Annotated in this window: 18 protein-coding genes; all 18 read right to left on the bottom strand. The window is 44.7% G+C overall.

The features are described 5' to 3' along the window. Positions 1-62 precede the first annotated feature (62 nt). Positions 63-1484 carry a sugar transferase gene (locus tag PGR14_RS03975; protein ID WP_055296749.1) on the bottom strand — a complete coding sequence of 474 codons (1422 nt, stop codon included), beginning with the start codon at positions 1482-1484 and terminating at the stop codon, positions 63-65. Between the two features lie 282 nt (positions 1485-1766). Next, positions 1767-2423, bottom strand: coding sequence for a (d)CMP kinase (cmk, locus tag PGR14_RS03970; protein ID WP_055247106.1), 657 nt, complete (start codon positions 2421-2423; stop codon positions 1767-1769). Positions 2424-2502: 79 nt separating this feature from the next. Beyond that, positions 2503-3735 (bottom strand): NAD(P)/FAD-dependent oxidoreductase, encoded by a 1233-nt coding sequence (locus tag PGR14_RS03965; RefSeq protein ID WP_195255093.1) that lies wholly within the window; start codon positions 3733-3735, stop codon positions 2503-2505. Beyond that, positions 3732-4631 (bottom strand): MurR/RpiR family transcriptional regulator, encoded by a 900-nt coding sequence (locus PGR14_RS03960; protein ID WP_022219915.1) that lies wholly within the window; start codon positions 4629-4631, stop codon positions 3732-3734. Before PGR14_RS03960 ends, PGR14_RS03965 begins: the two co-directional genes overlap by 4 nt. Before the next feature lie 183 nt (positions 4632-4814). Next, the gene (locus tag PGR14_RS03955) at positions 4815-6224 is read right to left on the bottom strand and encodes an oxaloacetate decarboxylase subunit alpha (RefSeq protein WP_173686279.1); all 1410 of its coding nucleotides are present in this window, start codon (positions 6222-6224) and stop codon (positions 4815-4817) included. A 182-nt stretch (positions 6225-6406) separates the two neighbouring features. Further along, positions 6407-7558 carry a sodium ion-translocating decarboxylase subunit beta gene (locus PGR14_RS03950; protein ID WP_008369207.1) on the bottom strand — a complete coding sequence of 384 codons (1152 nt, stop codon included), beginning with the start codon at positions 7556-7558 and terminating at the stop codon, positions 6407-6409. 36 nt (positions 7559-7594) lie between these two features. Next, the gene (locus PGR14_RS03945; protein ID WP_008369209.1) at positions 7595-7960 is read right to left on the bottom strand and encodes a biotin/lipoyl-containing protein; all 366 of its coding nucleotides are present in this window, start codon (positions 7958-7960) and stop codon (positions 7595-7597) included. A gap of 27 nt (positions 7961-7987) precedes the next feature. After that, positions 7988-8767 carry an OadG family transporter subunit gene (locus PGR14_RS03940; protein ID WP_270222989.1) on the bottom strand — a complete coding sequence of 260 codons (780 nt, stop codon included), beginning with the start codon at positions 8765-8767 and terminating at the stop codon, positions 7988-7990. A gap of 14 nt (positions 8768-8781) precedes the next feature. Then, entirely contained in the window at positions 8782-10218 is a 1437-nt protein-coding gene (locus tag PGR14_RS03935; protein WP_270222988.1) for an acyl-CoA carboxylase subunit beta, read from the bottom strand. 177 nt (positions 10219-10395) lie between these two features. Continuing rightward, a complete protein-coding gene (locus PGR14_RS03930) occupies positions 10396-11634 on the bottom strand; it encodes an amidohydrolase family protein (protein ID WP_270222987.1) in 1239 nt (412 codons plus the stop codon). A 576-nt stretch (positions 11635-12210) separates the two neighbouring features. Then, the gene (locus PGR14_RS03925) at positions 12211-13290 is read right to left on the bottom strand and encodes a M24 family metallopeptidase (protein ID WP_055247096.1); all 1080 of its coding nucleotides are present in this window, start codon (positions 13288-13290) and stop codon (positions 12211-12213) included. A gap of 11 nt (positions 13291-13301) precedes the next feature. Continuing rightward, complete coding sequence (locus PGR14_RS03920) at positions 13302-14405, bottom strand: hypothetical protein (RefSeq protein WP_173686276.1); 1104 nt, start codon at positions 14403-14405, stop codon at positions 13302-13304. Between the two features lie 43 nt (positions 14406-14448). Continuing rightward, entirely contained in the window at positions 14449-15936 is a 1488-nt protein-coding gene (locus PGR14_RS03915) for a peptide MFS transporter (protein ID WP_270222985.1), read from the bottom strand. 280 nt (positions 15937-16216) lie between these two features. Then, the gene (locus tag PGR14_RS03910) at positions 16217-18205 is read right to left on the bottom strand and encodes a 2-isopropylmalate synthase (protein WP_008369222.1); all 1989 of its coding nucleotides are present in this window, start codon (positions 18203-18205) and stop codon (positions 16217-16219) included. Between the two features lie 239 nt (positions 18206-18444). After that, positions 18445-19845, bottom strand: a complete 1401-nt coding sequence (locus tag PGR14_RS03905; protein WP_270222984.1) for a D-alanyl-D-alanine carboxypeptidase family protein — start codon at positions 19843-19845, stop codon at positions 18445-18447. 76 nt (positions 19846-19921) lie between these two features. Beyond that, complete coding sequence (scpB, locus tag PGR14_RS03900; RefSeq protein ID WP_055155895.1) at positions 19922-20491, bottom strand: SMC-Scp complex subunit ScpB; 570 nt, start codon at positions 20489-20491, stop codon at positions 19922-19924. A gap of 6 nt (positions 20492-20497) precedes the next feature. After that, positions 20498-21265: a segregation and condensation protein A gene (locus PGR14_RS03895; RefSeq protein WP_173692037.1), complete on the bottom strand. Its 768-nt coding sequence runs from the start codon at positions 21263-21265 to the stop codon at positions 20498-20500. A gap of 32 nt (positions 21266-21297) precedes the next feature. Then, positions 21298-22191, bottom strand: coding sequence for a metallophosphoesterase (locus tag PGR14_RS03890; protein WP_055247092.1), 894 nt, complete (start codon positions 22189-22191; stop codon positions 21298-21300). Positions 22192-22196: the final 5 nt, after the last annotated feature.

Here is a 22196-nt window from a genome sequence, read left to right as displayed (position 1 = left end):
TACTTAAAAGAAGTAGCCTTTTCAGCATTTCGTATGCTTTTTATTGACCTTTTACAACAATCCTACTTCGATCCAACCTTCCCCAGCACAACAGCCACGGTCTTAAACAGAATCATAATATCCAACCCCGGACTCCACTTTTTAATATACTCGGTATCCAGTCTTACAACTTCTTCAAAGTCTGTGATATTACTTCTTCCGCTGACTTGCCACATACCGGTAAGTCCCGGCTTGAATGCCAGTCTGGAGCGGTGATGCATCTCGTATTTCTCCCACTCGTCCACTGTTGGCGGTCTGGTTCCCACAAGGCTCATGTCACCTATGAGTACATTCCAGAATTGTGGAAATTCATCCAGAGAGTAATCACGGATAAAATTACCGATTCCCTTGATGATACGTGGATCATTATCCATCTTGAACATCATACCATCTTTGATATCGTTCTGCGCCATCAGCTCTTTCTTCCGCTCTTCTGCATCCATATACATGCTTCGGAATTTGTAAATGTTGAATTTTTTGCCATTTTTTCCGATTCGCACCTGTTTGAAGAAAATCGGTCCCGGTGACTTAATATAAATGATTGGTGCTACAAAGATAAAAATGATACCTGTCAGTAGCATTCCAACCAGTCCTCCGCAGATATCCATCGTCCTTTTGAAGATCAGCTGACCGGCGCTTACCATATTGATGCTGGTCGAAAGCACTGTATATCCTTCCAGCTTTTCCACAATCTGATTGGAAGAATCATCCGCAACTCTTGCCAGCTTGATATGTATGGTAATTCCCATGATACCGAAATTTTTGATCATTTTATCCGGAAGCGCAAGCTCTGTCGGAATGCTGAAAAGTGCTTCATCCACCCAGTTCAACTGTGCAAAATCTTCAATCGCACTCTCTCCACAAAATACCGGGAATCCATGATAATTTGGAATTTCATTTTCTTTTGCATCAATAATTCCAATTCCCATTACATGAAACTCACTGTAGGGATTGCTGGTAAATGCCTCCACAATTTCTCTATAATTCTTTTTTCCACCGATCAGAAGGATCGCTCTTTTCCCTGATGCAGGGCCTCTGTGCTTGGAAAGCCATTTTTTCAACAAAATCCTTCCTATATATAATACGCAGATCGATATGATTGGGAATGCAAATATAACAACTCGTGAGTAATTGCTCGACTCTTTCATTGCAAACAAATAAGCAATCACACACACGGTCACGATGATTGCGTGCTTTGCGACTGCCTTAGTCTCCAACCAGTACCCTCTTCTTAAGATGCCCTTGTAACTTCCCATCATCAGTCCCACAACCAGATCGATCGCCGCTATCGCAAAAAACACATTCCGGTAAAGCGGTGCTTCTCTGTAATATGCAGTCCCATGATATAACCAGTGAGCAAGTAAATAAGATAATTCCAACAATATTAAATCTAACAAAATAAAATCCCAGTGTTTTAACCAACTGGAAGTTTTCTTTCTGTACATAAGTGAACCCAACCCTCTTAAACATTACTTTCGTAATTTTTCTTCTCTAACATTTATAACATATTTCGTATAAAAGGTAAAGCAATCTCCATGTACAATTCTCTTTTTCGACATTTTATCGACTTTCCGCACAAAAAAGTCATTAGTTTTATGTACTTTTTTCTAAAAACTAATGACTTTTTAATTATTTATCAATTATTGTATTTTCAATTATAGATTTTTACTCTTTCCATACAACAATCACCTTTTTTTGCTGCTGCAATCTGATTTCTGACAGATTTTCTACTTTGTCAATGCAATAATTGCCTTCACCACATCGTCAATTCCCATCTCAGAGCTGTCGATCAGCGTTGCATCTTCAGCCTGCTTAAGCGGTGCGATCTCTCTTGTCATATCGCGCTCGTCTCTTTCCTGGATATCCTGCCTGATCTGTTCAAAATCACAGGCTTCTCCTTTTCCTTCCAGTTCTTTGAACCGGCGCATTGCGCGGCATTCTACACTTGCAGTCAGATACACTTTAACGTCCGCATTCGGAAGTACATTGGTTCCGATATCTCTTCCGTCCATAACGACATCTTTTTCTTTTGCAAGATTCCTCTGCAGATCCAGAAGCTTTGCACGGACTGCCGGTACTGCCGAGCTCACGGATGCCATATTTCCAACCGCTTCCTCACGAAGCTGTGAAGTGATGTTTTCTCCATTCAAATAGACCTGCTGCACACCATTTTCATAACCAAGCTCTACCTTTGCATCCTCGCATGCTGCCTCGATCTTCTCTACTTCTCCCGGTACGATCCCTTTTTTCAGAAAATGTACGGCAAGTCCGCGGTACATTGCCCCGGTATCTACATAGATGAATCCCAGTTCCTTTGCAACCAGTTTTGCGATCGTGCTCTTTCCGGCACCTGCCGGTCCGTCAATTGCGATATTATATCCCATTTTATATCCTCCCTGTTTCACTCACATTTTCCTGTTTACGCCATCTCTGGATTGCTGTGCGATATCTATAATCCAAAAACTACCAGATATTACTTCCTGCCGCATATGCAGTCGACCATGCGATCTGCAGATTGAATCCGCCGGTCAGTGCATCCAAATCCAGCACTTCCCCTGCAAAATACAGTCCCTGTACCAGCTTTGACTCCATCGTAGACGGATTGACTTCTTTGACTTTTACGCCGCCCCGTGTAATAATTGCCTCTTTGAAATCTCGAAGCCCGGTCAATGTCACAGTAAAATGCTTGATCAGATGGACGAAATTCATCCGCTCTTCTTTTGTGATCACATTGACCTTCTTCTCCGGATCAATGCCGCTTAAGTGGATCATGACCGGAAGTAATTTTGCCGGAAACAGTCCGGTAACTGCATTTTTAAACTGTTTATTATGGTTTGCATCAAATTCCCGCAGCACTCTCGCATCCAGCTGCTCTTCGGAAAGTGCCGGCTTCAGGTCGATGACCAGCTTTAACTCATGCTTTTTCTGCAGGATTTTACCTACATAGGCACTCGCACTGATGATCAGTGGTCCGCTTACTCCAAAGTGGGTGAATAACATTTCTCCGAAATCACTGTACAGCTCTTTCTTTCCGTCATAGACCGTTGCCTGGACATTCCGGAGGGAAAGCCCCATCAGTGCCGGAATGTACTCTTCTCTGACATTCATCGGAACCAGGGAAGGTGCAGGTTCGGTGATCTTGTGTCCCATCGCTTCTGCAAAGCGATAGCCATCTCCGGTGGAACCTGTTGTCTGATAGCTGACACCACCGGTTGCGATAATGCAGACATCCCCTTCTTCTTTGCTTCCATCTGCCATGACAAGATAGGAAAATCTTCCATCCTCTGCCACAACCTTTTCTACATTGGAATAAAGATGGATGTGTACTCCATTTCGCTTCATTTCCAGCTCCAGTGTGCGGATAACATCCGAAGAATGATCCGACTGCGGAAATACACGGTTGCCACGCTCTGTCTTCAGACGCAATCCTGCATTTTCAAAGAAATCCATCACATCCTGGTTGGTAAATCCGTAAAAACTGCTGTACATGAATTTCTCATTGGATACCATATTCTGGAAAAGTTCATCCACGTCACAGGCATTGGTGACATTGCATCTGCCTTTTCCCGTGATGAAAAGCTTCTTTCCAAGTTTTTCATTTTTCTCAAATACGTGGACTTCATTGCCATTTTTCGCCGCAAAGATCGATGCGAACATACCGGCAGCTCCGCCCCCTACGATCAGTACTTTACTCATTTGATCCTTACCTCATCTTCTACAGGCTCCAGCTCATCTCTGGAATAAACCTGATATTCGTCCCAGATGTCCTCCAGTGTCTCCAGCGTCTCGATGACATCATCCTGCTTCTTCATACAAAGTGCAACCACCAGTGCATTGATCACACTGAGCGGTGCAACCAGGGAATCTACGATAGATGCCATATCACTCTTGGCGATCAGATTGCAGGAGGAATAGAGATTCATCGGTGAATTCACACTGTCGGTCAAGGTTATTACCTTTGCTTTCCGGTTGCTGGCAAATTCCAGTGCTTTTAAAGTACGCATGGAATATCGCGGAAAACTAATCCCGATGATCACATCTTCTTCCCCGATCCGGATCAGCTGCTCAAAAATCTCGCTGGAACTGTTGGTATCGACCTCTACCACATCTTCACAGATCAGATTCAGATAGAAAGTCAGGAATTTTGCCAGCGGTGCACAGCTTCGGATTCCGATCACATAAACCTTTTTTGCCGCAAGGATCGTATCCACCGCCAGCTCAAATGCATGATTGTCCACAGATTCCAATGTCTGCTTGATCTTCTCGATATCAGACTGCAGAACCGTCGCCAGGATCTCGCTCCGGTCGATCCGTCCGTAGGTCACTTCCATACGCTGGATAGAATTCAACTTGGTACGCACCAGTTCTCCCAGTGCTTTCTGGAATTCGGGATAGCCTTTATATCCAAGCTGTGTTGCGAAACGGACAACCGTTGATTCGCTGACACCGACTGCCTCTCCCATCTTTGCAGCCGTCAGGAAGGCTGCTTTATCATAATTTTCTTTGATGTAATCCGCAAGCCGCTTCTGTCCCTTGCTGAACTTCGGATATTTCTCATCAATTCTAATCAGTAACTCATTTTTTGTGCTCACAATTTGCCTCCAAATAAGAAACGTGCCTTTTTATAAAATCATTTACTTCTATTATAAATAAGGTCACAACCCTTTTTATTATAAGCAAAAGAGCCATAAAATTCAACTCGAATTTTATGGCTCCTGAAGTTACGTTTTGCTCACAAAATACTGTCTGTAACAGCTTTCGTCAGTTCGTCGCTATTATACCGGATAACTTCCGTCTTTTGCAATTGTAGCATCTACTTTCTTCTCCTGTGCCTCGCGGTATTTGAAGAAGTCTGTAGCTACCTGCGGGAAGAGTGCGTAGCTGAGTACGTCTTCATCCTGCTCTTTGTACTGTTCCATCTCTTTTTCAAGAGTTCCGAGTTCATCCGGAATCAGATCTGCCGGACGGCATGTGATAACTTCCGGATTGTCTCCGAGTACTTTCTGAACAACATCCGGGTTGAACGGTTTAACAGTTGCACCGTATTTTCCGCTCAGGATGTCTTTCGTCTCTTTTGTTGCCATCTTGTAGCGTTCGCCCATCAGGACATTGAATACTGCCTGTGTACCAACGATCTGTGATGACGGAGTAACCAGCGGTGGTTCACCAAGGTCTTTACGAACTCTCGGTACTTCTTCAAGTACGTCGTAGAACTTGTCTTCTGCTCCCTGCTCTTTGAGCTGGGAAGTAAGGTTGGAAAGCATTCCACCCGGTACCTGGTACAGAAGAGTCTTGATGTTAACACCAAGGTTCTTCGGATTGAGAAGTCCGCTGTCAAGTGCTTCGTCACGGATCGGACGGAAGTAATCAGCGATCTCAGCCAGAAGATTCTGGTCAAATCCTGTATCATAAGGTGTTCCCTTGAATGTCTCAACCATAACTTCTGTTGCCGGCTGAGAAGTTCCAAGTGCGAACGGTGAAATAGCGGTATCGATCACGTCTACACCGGCTTCAACTGCTTTTAAGTATGTCATTGAAGCAACACCTGATGTGTAATGTGTATGCAGCTGGATCGGGATATCAACAGCTTCTTTTAATGCTCCGACAAGTTCTGTTGCCTTGTACGGAAGAAGAAGTCCTGCCATATCTTTGATACAGATAGAGTTTGCACCCATATCTTCGATTCTCTTTGCGATGTCTACCCAGTAATCCAAGGTGTAAGCATCTCCAAGTGTGTAAGAAAGCGCGATCTGTGCTTCTGCTTTCTCAGCGTTAGCTGCTTTTACTGCTGTCTGAAGGTTTCTAAGGTCATTCAGACAGTCAAAAATACGAATGATATCGATTCCGTTTGCAACAGATTTTTTAACGAAGTATTCTACTACATCATCTGCGTATGGACGGTATCCAAGAATGTTCTGTCCACGGAAGAGCATCTGAAGTTTGGTGTTCTTGAATCCGTCACGGAATTTACGAAGTCTTGACCATGGATCTTCATGCAGGAAACGAAGGGATGCATCAAATGTAGCTCCGCCCCAGCACTCTACGGAATGATATCCGACTTTGTCCATTTTATCTACGATCGGAAGCATCTGTTCTGTGGTAAGTCTTGTTGCGATCAGGGACTGATGCGCATCACGCAGAACTGTTTCCGTAATCTTAATCGGTTTCTTTTCAATTGCTGCCATTATATCTTCCTCCAATTATTATAAGGTTTATTAAGCTCCAGGATTGTTATCTCACTGTCAGATACGCGCTGCTCGCAGCGCTAAGGAAACCTGACGGTTTCCTTCTGTGCCTGATGGCACAGTCTGACATTTCAACAGCAACCGCGATTTGCCCTTGCAAGCAAGCAAATCGCTTCCTGTTGCTACATTACTCCGAAAATAGCCATAAATGTTCCGGCTGCTACGGCTGTTCCGATAACTCCGGCTACGTTCGGTCCCATTGCATGCATCAGAAGGAAGTTGGTCGGATCTGCTTCCGCTCCTACTTTCTGAGATACACGGGCTGCCATAGGTACGGCAGATACTCCGGCTGAACCAATCAGCGGATTTACCTTGCCATGTGTGGCTACGCACATCAGTTTTCCAAACAGGACACCTGCTGCGGTACCGAATGCGAATGCGATCAGACCAAGTAGTACGATCTTAAGTGTGCTGACATTTAAGAATGCCTCTGCACTTGTAGTAGCACCTACAGATGTACCAAGCAGGATAACTACGATGTACATCATTGCGTTGGATGCGGTCTCTGTCAGCTGTCTTACAACACCGGATTCTTTGAACAGGTTACCAAGCATCAGCATACCTACCAGAGGAGCTGTTGTCGGAAGAATCATACATACAACGATGGTTACGATGATCGGGAACAGGATTTTCTCAAGCTGTGTAACCGGACGAAGCTGTCCCATTTTGATCTTTCTTTCCTTCTCTGTTGTGAGAAGCTTCATGATCGGCGGCTGGATGATCGGAACCAGTGACATGTACGAGTACGCCGCCACGGCGATCGGTCCCATCAGAGCCGTCTGCTGGAGCTTACCTGCAAGGAAGATGGATGTCGGTCCGTCTGCTCCACCGATGATGGAGATAGCAGCTGCTGCCTTATCAGAGAAACCAAGAGCCATCGCACCAAGATAAGCTGCGAAAATACCAAACTGTGCTGCCGCACCGAGGAGGAAGCTCGCCGGGTTGGCAATGAGCGGTCCGAAGTCTGTCATCGCACCGACACCCATGAAAATAAGTGACGGGAGAATAGACCACTCATCCAGCTGGAAGAAGTAATACAAAAGTCCGCCCGTTCCGTTAGCCGAATCTTCTGCATGAAGCATGATATCCGGGTAAATATTTACCAGGAGCATACCAAATGCAATCGGTACAAGCAGAAGCGGTTCAAACCCATGCTTGATTGCAAGATAAAGGAAAAAACATGCAACTGCGATCATAATGTAGTTACCCCAAGTCAGGTTGAGGAACGCAGTCTGCTGCACGAGGTTTCCCAGTGTGTTAGTGATATATTCCATGTTATAACCTCCTGTTTTTCAAAAGGATGTTGCTCCTTAGTTCAATGTAGCCAGTGTCTGTCCTGCTTCTACTGCATCACCTACTGCTACATCGATACTTGCAACTGTTCCGTCTTCCGGAGCTACAACAGGAATTTCCATCTTCATTGCTTCTACGATAAGAACTGCATCACCGCGGGATACTTTCTGTCCTACGCTTGCTTCGATCTTAAATACTTTTCCGGCTGCACCTGCTTCTACCTTGATGCTTCCAGCTCCGGCTGCTGCTTTTGGAGCTGCCTTCGGTGCTGCTTTCGGAGCTGCCTTTGGTGCTGCTACTGGTGCTGCAGCTGCTCCGTTTCCGTTTTCTTCTACTGTAACATCATATACGTTGCCGTTAACTGTGATTGTATAGTTTTTCATCTTTAAATCCTCCTGATTCTATTCGCACTATGCATTCCATTTGTTTGATTTTCTTCTCTTGATAGAACGTACTACAAATCCGTCTGTAGTAGTTCCTTCTGCTGCTGCGATCGCTGCTGCGATAACTGCAACAAGTTCGGTATCATCCATTTCTTCTGCTTCTTCTACAGTTGCTGCCACTGCCGGAGCCGGTGCTGCCTTCGGAGCTTCTTCTTTTTTCTTCTTGGATGTACCGTTAAGTAATGCAGGAACGTATTTGATCAGGGAAATGATAAAGCTCATGAAAATAAGCATTACGAATACAGTTCCCATACCAAGTAATGTGTTAAGTCCCGCTTTTTCAAGGATTTCGCTCATGCCGTAATGAGCATTGACTGTAAATGATTCCAGAGTCATATTCTCATCGAATACGAATTCCAGGTCTGCACTTCTGTCAGAAAATGTTGCCGGTGCAGTTACCGTAACACCTGTAGAAGATGCCTCGAATTCATAATCTTTATGGCTTTCATAATCGCCGCATTCTTCCAGGGATGCTTTCCATCCTTCCAGTGCAGTTGCGAAAGTGTCTGCTTCCATCTGCACACCGGTCTGGCTTTCAAACTGTGCCATCAGATATCCCTGATTCCAGTCTGACATCTCTGTGATCTGGTCGCTTGTGATGGATCCGCTCTCAATGATATCAAAAACAGCATCACAAGACTGGATCAGTGTATCTTTGTCATAGCTGACGGTCTTGGCATTCCCGCAGCCTGCAAGGCCGAGCACAAGTACCAGAACTGCGACTACTAAACTAATCTTTTTCTTCACTTTGCTTCACCTCGCTAAATTGTTCCGTGTTTTTTGGATGGTCTTTCTTCCCTTTTTGTAAATAACATCTCAAATGCACCGATCACATATTTTCTGGTATCTGCCGGTTCGATGATGGTATCTACATATCCTCTTCCAGCTGCGGAAAGCGGGCTTGACTGAAGTGCTTTGTATTCTTCTGTCTTTGCTTTTAATGTATCTGCATCTGCATCTGTGTACATGATCTTCGCAGCCATGTCTGCTGCCATCATTCCGATCTCAGCTTCCGGCCATGCGTATACCATGTCTGCTCCGATTGCTTTGCTGTTCATTGTCACATATGCGCTTCCGAATGCTTTACCTGTGATCACATTGACTTTTGGTACAGTTGCATCTGCAAATGCATAAGTGAGAGCTGCCATCTCTCTTGCAAGGTTCTTTTCTGAGCATGCAGTTGCCTTGAGTCCCTTTACATTTGTAAGTGTGAGTACCGGAATTCCGAATGCATCACAGAATTTAACGAAAGCTGCTGCTTTCTTGCATCCCATTGCTGAGAGTGTGCCGTCGAATTCTTCTGCTGTGTTGCCTTTTTCATCGTATACTTTTGAGCGGTTGGCAACAGCACCTACTGTCATTCCGTTCAGGCGGATGAATCCTGTTACCATATCTTTTGCATAAGCTTTCTTTGTCTCAATGAATACACCATTGTCAGAGATCATAGAAAGAGCAAGTGCTGCATCTTCTGCTGCATTCTCAAGATCTGCACATACTCTGTTCAGATCATCTGTGCATTCATCATATGCATCGTTGTCTTCGTTGTTAGCCGGAAGAATTGCTACGAGTGAGCGGATCTCGCCAAGAATTTCTTCTTCGCTTCCTACGCCGTCAACGATTCCGGATTCTTCACTCTGGAATTTTGCGCTTGCTGTATCGCATTTGTCCGCGGTGTTGCCCGGAATGGTGTTCGGAGAGTTTACGAATAATTTTCCGTTCTCTGCCATGAATGTAAAATCAGAAAGTGCTGCTGCCGCTGCCAGTCCACCACCGCAATTGCCGAATACTGCTGTGATCTGTGGAATTACGCCAGAAGCCATAGCCTGTTTGTAATAGAAGCTTCCGAATGCGTTCAGTGCGTCAGTTGCTTCCTGAAGACGAAGTCCTGCGCAGTCAATCAGACCGATCACCGGTGCGCCCATCTTCATTGCCATATCATAAATGTTCGCAATCTTCTTTGCGTGCATCTCACCGATGGTTCCGTTCAGTACAGATGCGTCCTGGCTGTATACATATACCAGGTTTCCATCGATTACACCGTAACCTGTGATGACGCCATCTGTCGGAGCTTTTTTCTCCTGCATGTTGAAATCTGTTGCTCTTGCAGTTACCTGTCCACCGATTTCAACAAAGCTTCCCTCATCGAGCAAATTGGCAATTCTTAAGCTCGCCGGGTTTGATGATGTTGTGTTGCTCATAAATCTAGCCCTCCATTTTTATAAATTTAATAATTAAATCAAATTTTCTGCCGTGTATATTATACTTGCTTTCTATGCAATACGCAACTGTTTTTGATAAGTTTTCTCTTATTTTGTTAAATTTTCGACAAGTAATTTTCACGTGCAAAAAAGCCTCTGCAACGCAGAAGCCTTTTCTTACATAAACATATTCCCTGTTCCGACATAACGGATGCCGTCTTCAAAGACTCTTTTTCCGCCAAGTGTAACAAATTTTACATCTTTTAATCTGGTGATATCCCTGCTTAAGTCACCGCCAACTACCAGAAGATCTGCATCCAGTCCTTCGGCAACAAGTCCGCGTTCTTTTTCCACACCCAGAACCTTTGCCGGATTGGAAGTTGCCACCTGTACTGCCTGCACCGGTGTAATTCCGTATTCCACCATATATTGCAGTTCTCTCGGAAGCGGTAAGAGCGGAGAACGATACATCACCATATCGGTGCCGGCAAGAACCGTCACACCCGTATCATAAAATTCTTTAAAATGATCCCGGTACGCTTTGTATGCCGGTTCAAAGAATTCATAATTTGCCATCTCTTTTTGCATGACCGGATCACTGACCGGTGCATCGCCATTCTTCTCGATATTTTCCTTGCACAGTTCATAGAGATAAGTATATGCCATGATAGTCGGTGTCCAGGCAATACCTTTTTCTGCCATCTGCTTTGCATGATCCAGCGTCATAAAGGTTCCATGTTCGATCGTGTCAAATCCGGCATCAATACACATCTGGATCCCCGGATTGGTTCCGGCATGCACGCCACACTTGATTCCTCTTCTGTGGCATTCATCCACCGCCGCATCCAGTTCTTCCTGGGTAAGCTCCGGATACGATTCGCGGTTGGTGGTCAGGATCTTCACCCATTCCGCACCGTCGCGAACCTGCTTACGGATTTCTTTACGGATTGCCCACGGACCGTCCGCTTCCTCGACTTCATCCCAGGCATGTCCGCCCGTCATGCAGATTCCGGTATCCGTATGCACGATTCTCGGGATCACGATAAATTCCTTCTTTTCTGCCAGTTTCAGATTCTTGCATACACCATGTGCAGAAGACATATCCCGCACCGTGGTGATCCCTCTTTCAAATGCAGCCTGCGCATGCTGCAACGCATATAACATGATCAGCTGTGCCCCATAATTAAAGCTGTCCGGCTGGGAATAGCCGTATGCAAGATGCGCATGCATATCCATAAGTCCCGGAAGAAGTGTCGCATCACCATATTCCTTAACTTCCTCCTGCGGAAATTCTTTCAGCAGCTCTTCTTTTGATGCGATTTTTCCGATCTTGCCGTCCTCTCCAATATAGACTGCCTTATCCGTAAGAACGGTCTTTCCATCTCCTGTAATCAGATATTTCGTACTGATAATCATCCCTTGGTCCCTCTTTTATTCCTTTATTTTTCAAATACACGCAGCCCTTTCATGCTGCCCCTCTCTCGTCGCATTCATTCTTTAATATTTTAAAGTGCAACCATTTTGAAGTGTATTATACTTGTTTTTTTAAACCGACGCAACCGTTTTCCATAGAATCTGTTAAATATTTTGCATTTTTTAATCCGTTTTACGTCCAAAACTTTATACGGATACACTTGCACTTTTCATTTTACTCACAACATCGTTTAACAATCAATATTAAAATTTTTGCGATTCCCAGGTCTGCGTCCAAAGATTACAGCGACAGATTTAAAAAAATATAGGGGTGAAGGCACTTATTGTGCAATGGAGATGAGACTCAAAAATTGTGGAAGCCTCTGCTGACACAATTTTCGCTTTCAGAGGCTCATCGGAATGGTTTGCACAATGGACTTCACCCCTATATTTTTTTAATCTGCCTCACTACCTCCCTTTCGCAGGCCGTCCCCACAAAAAAGGAAACCCTTATCCGGCAAACCACCAGATAAGGATTTCCTCAATTCTTTATACTTTTTTAGGATGACAACATTTGTATTACAATGTGATCAGAGCATCTGTAATATTTGTAATTCTGCGGTATCCATCTTCTGTGATCAGGAAATCATCTTCCTGACGGACGCCGCCGATTCCCGGAATGTAAATTCCAGGTTCGATCGTATGAACCATTCCCGGCTGAAGGGTCACTTTACTGCCGGTACAGATATACGGCTGTTCATGAATATCCAGTCCGAAGTTGTGTCCCGGACCATGTGGAATATGATAGCCTGCATCTTCTACTACCTTCACGATGATATCTCTGAGCTCGCCCATAACCATTCCCGGTTTCAGGCTGTTCTGACCAGCATCCTTTGCTTTTCTGACTACGTCAAACATCTTGTAAAGCTCCGGATTTTTGGCTTTCCCTACTGCAACAGTACGGGTAATATCCGAGCAGTATCCGTGATAATAAGTTCCGAAATCAATCGTCACAAAATCACCAAGCTGGATTTTTCTATCGGATGCTGTCGCATGACAGTTTGCTCCGTTATCCGGACCAGATGCTACGATCGTCTCGAAGCAGAATCCGGAGCCGCCACGGCTTCTGAACTGATATTCCAGTTCATTTGCAATATCGATCTCTGTAACGCCCGGTTTGATCACATCAAGCAGTGCATAGAAAGATCTCTCTGAAATCCGGCATGCCTGTTCGATCGTCTCGATTTCTTCCGGTGTCTTGATCGCACGTAAAGGCTCTACATAAGACCCTTCGGAAACGAATTTGGTATCAGGCGCCTGACTTACCAGATCCTGATAATCATCAAACGTAAGATCTGCTCCACAGATTGCGCACTGTTTTACCCCTGCTTCTGCCGCCAATTTACCGGTCTGGCTGAAGTAATTCAGTCCTTCACCGTAGACAACAACTTCAAATCCTTCTGTTTCCTGTGCGGCCTGGAATTCAAACCGTCCGTCGGTTACAAAATAGTTTTTCTTTTCTGTCAGAAGCAGGACTGCAACTCCATATTCTCCGGTAAAGCCGGTCAGATACTTGATGTCGCTGCCTTTGCTGATCACAATTCCGTCATGACCATTTTTCTTTACAGCATCTACAATTTTCTGTATGCGTGTATTCATTGTTCCATCTCCTACTGAATGAAATCCCAGTTGAATTTCATATTTTTATCATATGATTTGTATGGTTTTCCATCAATATCATAGATGTTTACATTATAATGCCAAGGTTCCGGAAGTGTCTTCTCCGGATAAATGTGCTTCATCAGCTCATATCCTTCCGGATCATAGACCTTCAGTTCCTCTCTTGTGTTGACCGGTCCGCGGATACCATCCCATCGTCCGTCAACACCTTCCTGCATGACATTGAACCAGACAGTACTTAAGGTTGCAAAATACTCTTCGTAATTGCTGATCGCATAAGTGTCCGGCCACAAACCATTGTCGCTGGCATGCTGATATGCTTTCCGGATCATGTCTGCAAGCGTCTGGTCTTTCAGACCATTCATTCCAACCAGATGGATCGCATGTCCGAATTCATGCACAAGGATCATCTCATTTGGATAACTGGTTGCATATCTTCCGGTTCTGAGACGGATTACATTTGCCTCTGAAATAGAGGATGCCGGATTCGTCATCTCACCGCCGTAACCTGCCACGTGGCGGGTTGCAAGCAGATATCCCATTCTGTGCTCCGGGACATCATAAGCATTCTCAAGCAGTCCGAACACAGATACCTCTGCACCTCTGCGGACAAGCTCTTCTGCTACTTCCGGGATCTTTTCAAGCATCATATCAATAATTGCAAGTGCTTTATCCACTACAGCCGGTGTTGTTTTTTCTCCGGCTTTTACTACAATGCCGGAGGTCCCTTTTTTGCGGACTACATAATATGGCTGATACACGGTCTGGTAGACCTTTTCATTGTCTACCGGTCTGTCTTTTACATCAGTCAGCTTTCCGACAACCTGTACGGTAACCTCTCCTGCACATTCCGGATCAACCGGATGAACCAGGGAAAGTGTGGTACGCATGGATTCTTTCTGGTATACCGTACCATAATCCCATGTCATATCACTGGTCCAGTGTACCAGTTCCTGTACTTCCCCTTTGTATTTTACCAGATAATCGTTTTCATTATCAGCACGGCGCATCTGTTCGCCCCAATAAATCTCAATTCTTCTGTCATCGATCAGAATGACTTTTTCGACCGGTGCATAATTACAATTCTCTGACATTTATTTTTCATCCTCCTGAAACATAAACTTATTTCCTAATCTTTTATGCTTCTGCGTTCTTGTCCAGTCCCATTCCGACTGCAAGCTTTTTACTGAAGATTGCTACAACCGCACCGACTGCACATACACCTACACCGATTGCTACGAAGAACGGAATTTCGCTTCCTTCTTTGTAGAAGTTTGTAAGCAGCGTGTTAAGAGCAGCTCCTGTAGACTGTGACATTGACCAGATTGTCATCATCTGTGTCATGAATGCCTTCGGTGCTGCAACAGCCGTGATTGAGTAACCGATCGGGCAGGTAAATCCTTCACCAAGCATCAGGATTGCATAGAATAATACGATCCACCATGCACTGACTTTTGCATCTCCAGGATAGATTACATAGAGGAGTGCAATGATTAAAGCTCCAAATCCCCAGAAGATTGTTCCGATACCCATCTTTGTGGTTCCATATGGCTGTTTCTTTCCGAGTTTTGTCCATACTGCTGTCAGGATACTTCCGATGATAACTGCAAATACTGCTGGGATTGTCTGCATAGATGCTGCAGGCACTTCCATTCCGAACAGTACACGGTTAACCTTTTCTTCATAGAAGATTGCAAGGATTGAAATTGTCTGTGTCCAGATCAGCAGGGTAACTGCGTTACAGATGAACGGCGGAACCAGGCAGAGGATTTTCTTCTTCTCATGTGGCTCTGTCTTTTTACTTTTGTAAATAACTACCAGGTATACGATCGGGATAATGATCGATACAGTACTGATTACATTTGAGAATACAGAAATACTTAATGTTCCTGTTGCAAAAAGCGTTGCAAGAACAACTGCGCAGATAACAAGTACAATGATCATCTTTGTGATGAAAGAACGTTTCTTATCATCCGGAAGCGGATCATCCGGTTCAATACCGATATTACCGAAGAACGGTTTGTATGTAACTGCATATACAACGATACCCAGGAATGCAAGGACTGCACATGCCGCGAATGCTACATGGTATCCGAGTGCTGCTGCGATTGCACCGGAAAGTACCGGAGCTGCTGCACCAATGTTGGAAATTACGTAAGAAATCGTGTAAGCGCTGTCACGTCTTCCATCGGATTCATCATAGAATTTTCCAAGAAGAGCATCCAGACATCTGCCACCGAACATCGGTCCGATTGCCAGACATCCCATAGCGATTCCATAGCCAGGAACGCCAAGTGGTAATGCAAGGCATACATATCCAATAAATGAAAGTGATCTTGCTATAAATAAAGACTTCCGGCATCCTAAGATACGGTCGCAGACAAAACTTCCGACAATACCTGTCAATACGACAACCGTTGAATATAAAGAGATCAGCTGTGCTGCATTTGCCTTGCTGAATCCAAGTCCTTCCGGTGCATTTGCGTATAAGTAGTAAATCAGTACCGCACTCATCGCATAGTTTGCAAAAGAGTTACAAAGCTGCATAAAGCTCAGGGTTCCCACACCCTTTGGCTGTCCTAAAAAGGCGGTTTGTTTTCTTAACGCCTCATCATGTTCGTTCATTATTTTTCCCTCCAAAATAACCTTTTGTATTCATTCAACAAAAAACAATCGTTAATTTTTCCCCATCCTCAGATGTCTTCACTCCTCCTTGTTTCATAATTTTTAACTTTTGTTTTTTATTTTGAACATACAAGTATCTTACTTTTTTTGTTAACTTTGTCAATATTTTCGTCTGTAAATATGAAATTTTGTTCACATTCATAAACATTGACAAAAAAGAACGCAAAAAACGTCTTTTTCCCGTTTTTTGCGCCCTTTTTTCATCATTTTTATGTATTATTTATTTCTGGTTGCGGAACTGTACCGGTGTGATATTGTACGCCTTCTTGAAAAGTCTGTTGAAATGCTCTACATTCTGATATCCAACGGTCAGTGCAATATTTTCAACGGTCATGCTGCTGCTCTTTAACAGGGCACGTGCCTTTTTCATTCTGACTTTTTTGACAATATCCCCGAAAGTCATTCCGGATTTTTCTTTGATATATTTAGAAAGATACGGTTTGGACAGGAAGAATTTTTCTGCCAGATCATCTAAAGATACATCCAGATAATTTGCCTGGATATAGTTCATGATCTCTACCATTCTTTCATCTTTACATTCATTCACATTCTTCAGTTCATCGATCTTATTGACAGCAACTGTCAATGCCTCAATAGAAGCTTTGATGATATCGGCATCAATTCCGACTCCCCAGTAGGTCTTTCCATTGCAGATGACACCTACATAAGCACATGCCTTGGAAGAAGAACCTCGTGTCAGGGAATGTTCCTCGTAGAAGCTCAGTTCATAGCTGATACCAAAGTACTGTTTGATCGCATTGCTGACTGCGTCGAGACGTCCGTTACCGCCTGCTGTTACCACACGTTTTCCATTTGCATGGGAAATGGTTGCATCTGCTATAATACCATCTTCCTGTTTGAAGTGGCATTCATCGATAGAGAAGATTCCTTTGTAATTTACATAATGATCTTCAAAAATGTGGTATACCCAGTCCGGAGTCAGCTCCTTATGTGCTTTATCGGATACATCTTTTACCATGTAGCCGACTTCTTCACGCATTTCTTTCGGAACGCTGATGCCAAAGTTCTGTTTCAGAATGTAGCTTACACCGCCTTTTCCTGACTGGCTGTTGATACGGATAACATCTTTATCGTAAGTTCTTCCGATGTCCTTCGGATCGATCGGCAGATACGGTACGGTCCAGTGATCTCTTTCTTCCGCTTCACGCCATGCCATACCTTTTGCGATGGCATCCTGATGGGAACCGGAGAATGCGGTAAATACCAGATCTCCTGCATATGGCTGTCTTTCATAGACATGCATTCTGGTCAGGCGTTCGTAGATTTCACGGATCTTTGGAATGTCAGTGAAATCCAGTCCCGGATCTACACCCTGCGAGAACATATTGAGTGCCAGTGTCACGATATCCACGTTACCGGTACGTTCTCCATTTCCAAATAAGGTTCCTTCGATACGGTCTGCACCTGCAAGAATACCCATTTCAGCAGTTGCCACGCCGCATCCACGGTCGTTGTGTGGGTGAAGGCTGAGTACCACGCCATCACGGTATTTCAGATTCTTATCTACATATTCTACCTGTCCTGCAAATACATGCGGCATTGCGTTTTCTACGGTTGTCGGAATGTTGATGATTACTTTTTTGTCTTTTGTCGGCTGCCATACATCCAGTACTGCATTGCAGACATCCACTGCATAGTCCACCTCTGTTCCTGAAAAGCTTTCCGGACTGTACTCGAAAGTAAAGTTTCCTTCTGTCTGATCAGCAAGCTGTTTCAACAGCTTTGCTCCGTCGATGGCGATTTGTTTTACCTGTTCTTTGTCTTTTTTGAAAACCTGTTCTCTCTGTGCAACAGAGGTTGAGTTGTACACGTGGATCACAGCATGTGGTGCTCCCTGTACAGCTTCGAAGGTACGTTTGATGATGTGCTCTCTTGCCTGTGTCAGTACCTGGACAGTCACGTCATCCGGGATCATGTCTTTTTCGATCAGGGTACGCATGAACTGGTACTCTGTCTCAGATGCTGCCGGGAATCCGACTTCGATCTCTTTGAATCCCACATCGACCAATAACTGGAAGAATTCCAGCTTTTCATCCAGACTCATCGGCTCAATCAGTGCCTGGTTTCCATCACGCAGGTCAACGCTGCACCAGATCGGCGGTGCGTCTACATAATCTTTTTTCACCCAATCATATTCAAATTTCGGAGGCATAAAATATTGTCTCTCGTATTTTTTACAATTTTCCATTTTGTTTCTCTCCTTTTATTTAATTGGAAAGGGCGGCATCTGCTTTTTCTTCTGTTCATATGAAAAAACAAGAAATTTTTCATAAAAATCACACAATTTGCCTAATTCCTGACTTTTCACAAATATCCGTCAACTTTCTTGTCTTATTTTGTTGTCTAGCTAATGCTAACATATCTTATCGCGAAAGTCCATTGATGAATTTAAGCAATTTTCTTGATCTATTTTATTCTTCTCGTGTTTTAAAAATTAAATTGATAAAACATTTCACACATTTTCATGGCTATCCAGGTAAATGTTCTCCGTCTGACTGTTTCTTTTACAACAGCCTGGCATCTCCCCCATTTCTCCCCGTTTAAGAGATACGTGATCTGTCCGACCGGTGTTCCGCTTTTCACCGGCGCATCCAGTTTTTCCGGTACTTCTGTCTTTTCTTCTGCCACATCATCATCTCCGACCAGAATCTTACCCGGACTTTCTTTTCCTTTGATTTCCACTTCCACTGCTGCTTTTCCAAACAAACCATTTTGGGAAACACCGTTTTCCACGGGTATTTTCGAAAGCTCCGGTATTTTCCACACCTCATCATAACGATAATGTGCCATTCCGTACTCCATCAGTTTTCTGGTATCTGTCCATTTATAATTCTTGTTGTTTGGCCAGCCACAGGCAAGCAGTGCCACTACAAATGTACGATCCTCACTCTGCAAAGCCCCTACATAGCAATATCCGGCATCCCCGGTAAACCCTGTTTTCCCGGAAATCGCACCATCCATCATCTGAAGAAATGCATTGTGGTTGCTGCAGCTAAAATTTCCCTTTCCCTCAGCATCAGAAAAACTGTATACCGGCATTTGCGTGATCGCAAGAAATTCTGCAGCTTTGGGAGAACGCAGGACACAGTAGCTCATGATTTTTGCCAGATCTGCAGCTGAAATGCTGTGCACACCGCCCACATCCTCTCCATCCAATCCGTTTGGCGTAACAAAATGTGCCTCAGTGCATCCGATCTCTTCTGCCTTTTCATTCATCCACCCGGCAAATTGCGGAACGGATCCTGCAAGGTGTTCCGCGATCGCCACTGCAGAATCATTATGGGATTCCAGCATCAGGGAATATAGAAGATCCCCCAGATAAAACGCTTCCCCTTCGTGCATTCCCAGATGAACCTTCGGCTGTGCGACCGCATTTGCAGAGGCTGTCACCAGGTCCTTCGGATTTCCCTTTTCCAGCGCAAGAATGCAGGTCATGATCTTCGTTGTACTTGCCATCGGGCGCATTACATGCTCTTCTTTTCCGAGCAGGACCCTGCCGCTGTCCGCATCCACCAACGCAGCGGAACGGGCATAGAGCCGGGTAAGAAGCTGCTCCCTTTCCTGCTCACGGGTTTCTTTTTCCTGTGCAGTCTGCGCATCCGAGACCGGTTCCTTTTGCTGCGTAGTCTCCATTATCTGTGTCCGTTCATTTTCTTCCGCAGGCACTTTCCCGGATAAGACCTTACCCGGACTTTCTCCTGTGGATTCTCTCCATAGCATCTTTCCTTGAAAAATCTGCAAACTAAAAAAGAATACCATGCACGCTGCCAGAATCCCTCTTCTGGTCCGTGCCGGTATTCCATTCCTCTTCTTTTCTTTCTTTTTCATGTGCCCCAGTCTCCCTCCTGCTCTTTTCTGTTCCATTTTATGAACAGGGACGGGCGTTTATACTATGGATTCCATTTTAAATATTCAGCCGGATCTGTGCCTCATCTTCCGCTTCTTCTTTGAATGTCTCCAGCTTCTCCGGTTCAATGCCCGGGAGATCATCTAAAGACTGCACACTGAATCTGCGCAGAAATTCTTCGGTTGTTCCAAAAAGCAGCGGACGTCCCGGTGCATCAAGGCGCCCAAGCTCGCAGACCAGATTGTACTCGATCAGCTTGTTTACCGCATGATCCGATTTGACTCCGCGAATCTTCTCAATCTCCAGCTTGGTGATCGGCTGACGGTAAGCAATGATTGAAAGCGTCTCCAGCATGACATCTGTCAGGACATACTTTTTCGGCTGCTTTGCGATCCGGATCAGATACTCATACATCTCCGGTTTGCTACAGAGCTGATATGCATGATCCAGTTCGATGATCCGGATGCCACGCTCCTCTTTCTGATACTTGTCCATCATATTATGGATAAGTTTCTCCGTCGTCGGCACATCCTGCTCGATCGCGGATGCGATCTTACTCACCTCGACCGAATCTCCCATAGTGAACAGGATTGCCTCTATGATACTCTCCAACTGTTTTGTTCTCATTTTCTTCTATACTCCTTGCCACAGTCCCTCGTCCGATGTAATGATGATATCATCAAACGTATGTTCCTGATATACCTGTATCTCTCCTGTCTTCATCAGCTCCAGCACCGCCAGGAAGGTGACAATGATCTGTACCTTGGATGCCTGCTTTTTCAGGAGATCCCGGAAACTGAATCTGTGATGTACCTTTGCATACTCATAAACATATTCCAGTTTCTCCGGAAGCGTAACCTCTTCTTTCTCGATCTTGCCGAACTTACTTCGGATCGGATCCGTCTTATCTGCCTGTCTTTTCAGGATATCCTGAAAAATATCATTCAGCTTCGTCAGGGTCAGCCCGTCAAGAAGCGTATCCAGATCTACCGGTTCTTCGTATTCCTTTACTTCATCCGGAATGGTCGCTCCCTTATAGAACAGCTTTTCTCCGTCCACCTGGCGGTCACGCAGTTCATAAGACATGTATTTGTACATCTTGTACTGCAAAAGCTGCTCTACCAGTTCCTGACGCGGATCTTCTTCCTCGCCCTCTTCATTGACTTCCTTTGGAAGAAGCATCTTGCATTTGATGTCCAGAAGTGTCGCCGCCATGACCAGAAATTCACTCATGACATTCAGGTCTGCTCTGTCCATCGCCTGGATATATTCCATATACTGGTTGGTGATCTCTACGATCGGAATATCGTAGATGTCTATTTTATTTTTATCGATCAAATGTAAGAGCAGATCCAGAGGTCCCTCAAAAACCTGCAGCTTTACCGGTATTCCTTTTCCCATAGATATCCTTTCCAGTCAAATTGTCGATAACCTTATTTATTATACAGGAAAGCCGGGATGATATCAAGTACGACTAACTCTGCCGGATTCCAGAAGCGGAAATTGATCGTGTGGGTTCCGAGCCCTTTGCTGACCACAATATATTTCCCGTCTTTTTCATAACAGTCCCCGCTGTAGCGTGGAAACAGACGGAACTGCGGACTGATCACACCGCCAAGCAGTGGAAGTCTGGCAATCCCGCCATGTAAATGTCCGGACAGCACCAGGTCTGCTCCCCACTTCCAGTAGGTTTCTGCGTAAAGCGGATGATGTGCCATTAAAATGCAGTATGCGTCCGTCTCTGCACTGCCAATCCGTTCTTCCATCTCGCCAGTCGTAAGCGGACACACCTTCCATCCTTTTTTATAGCATCCAAATGGAAGCTCCATCCCATATAAGCGCAGCTTCATCCCGTTTACCGGGATCTCTTCTGATCCATTCACCAGGACATGAATCCCTGCCTTTTTCAGTTCATTCTCATAATATCCATATTCTTTGCCGTAAATCTCCGGCTGCTCATGCATTCTCTGCTCATGATTGCCATTACAGCACCAGACCGGTGCGATCTGTGGAAGTTTTTTCATCAAATCCGCTGCCGGTGTCCAGTCTCTTCCGGCTTTCCCGACCAGCATATCGCCGCCTGCCAGGATCAGATCCGGCTTTGCTTCCCTGATCGCCAAAAGCAGCTCCTCATTCTCTTTTCCATAGACATGATTATGCAGATCACTTAAGAAAGCAATCCGTACTTTTCCGGCATCTCCCTTTATTTTACTGGTTCTGATCCGGTATCTTGTAATCTTGAAGCAGTGCAGCTCCCGCCATACTTCTGCAAGAACTGCTGCTGCAAAAATCACCAGTATCAATACGATAATCCCTGTTGCCTTCATCTCTT

It is taken from the genome of Coprococcus sp. AF99-45 (genome assembly GCF_027663865.1).
Taxonomy (GTDB): domain Bacteria; phylum Bacillota; class Clostridia; order Lachnospirales; family Lachnospiraceae; genus Allocoprococcus; species Allocoprococcus comes.
This window is presented reverse-complemented; position numbering and strand designations above follow the sequence as displayed.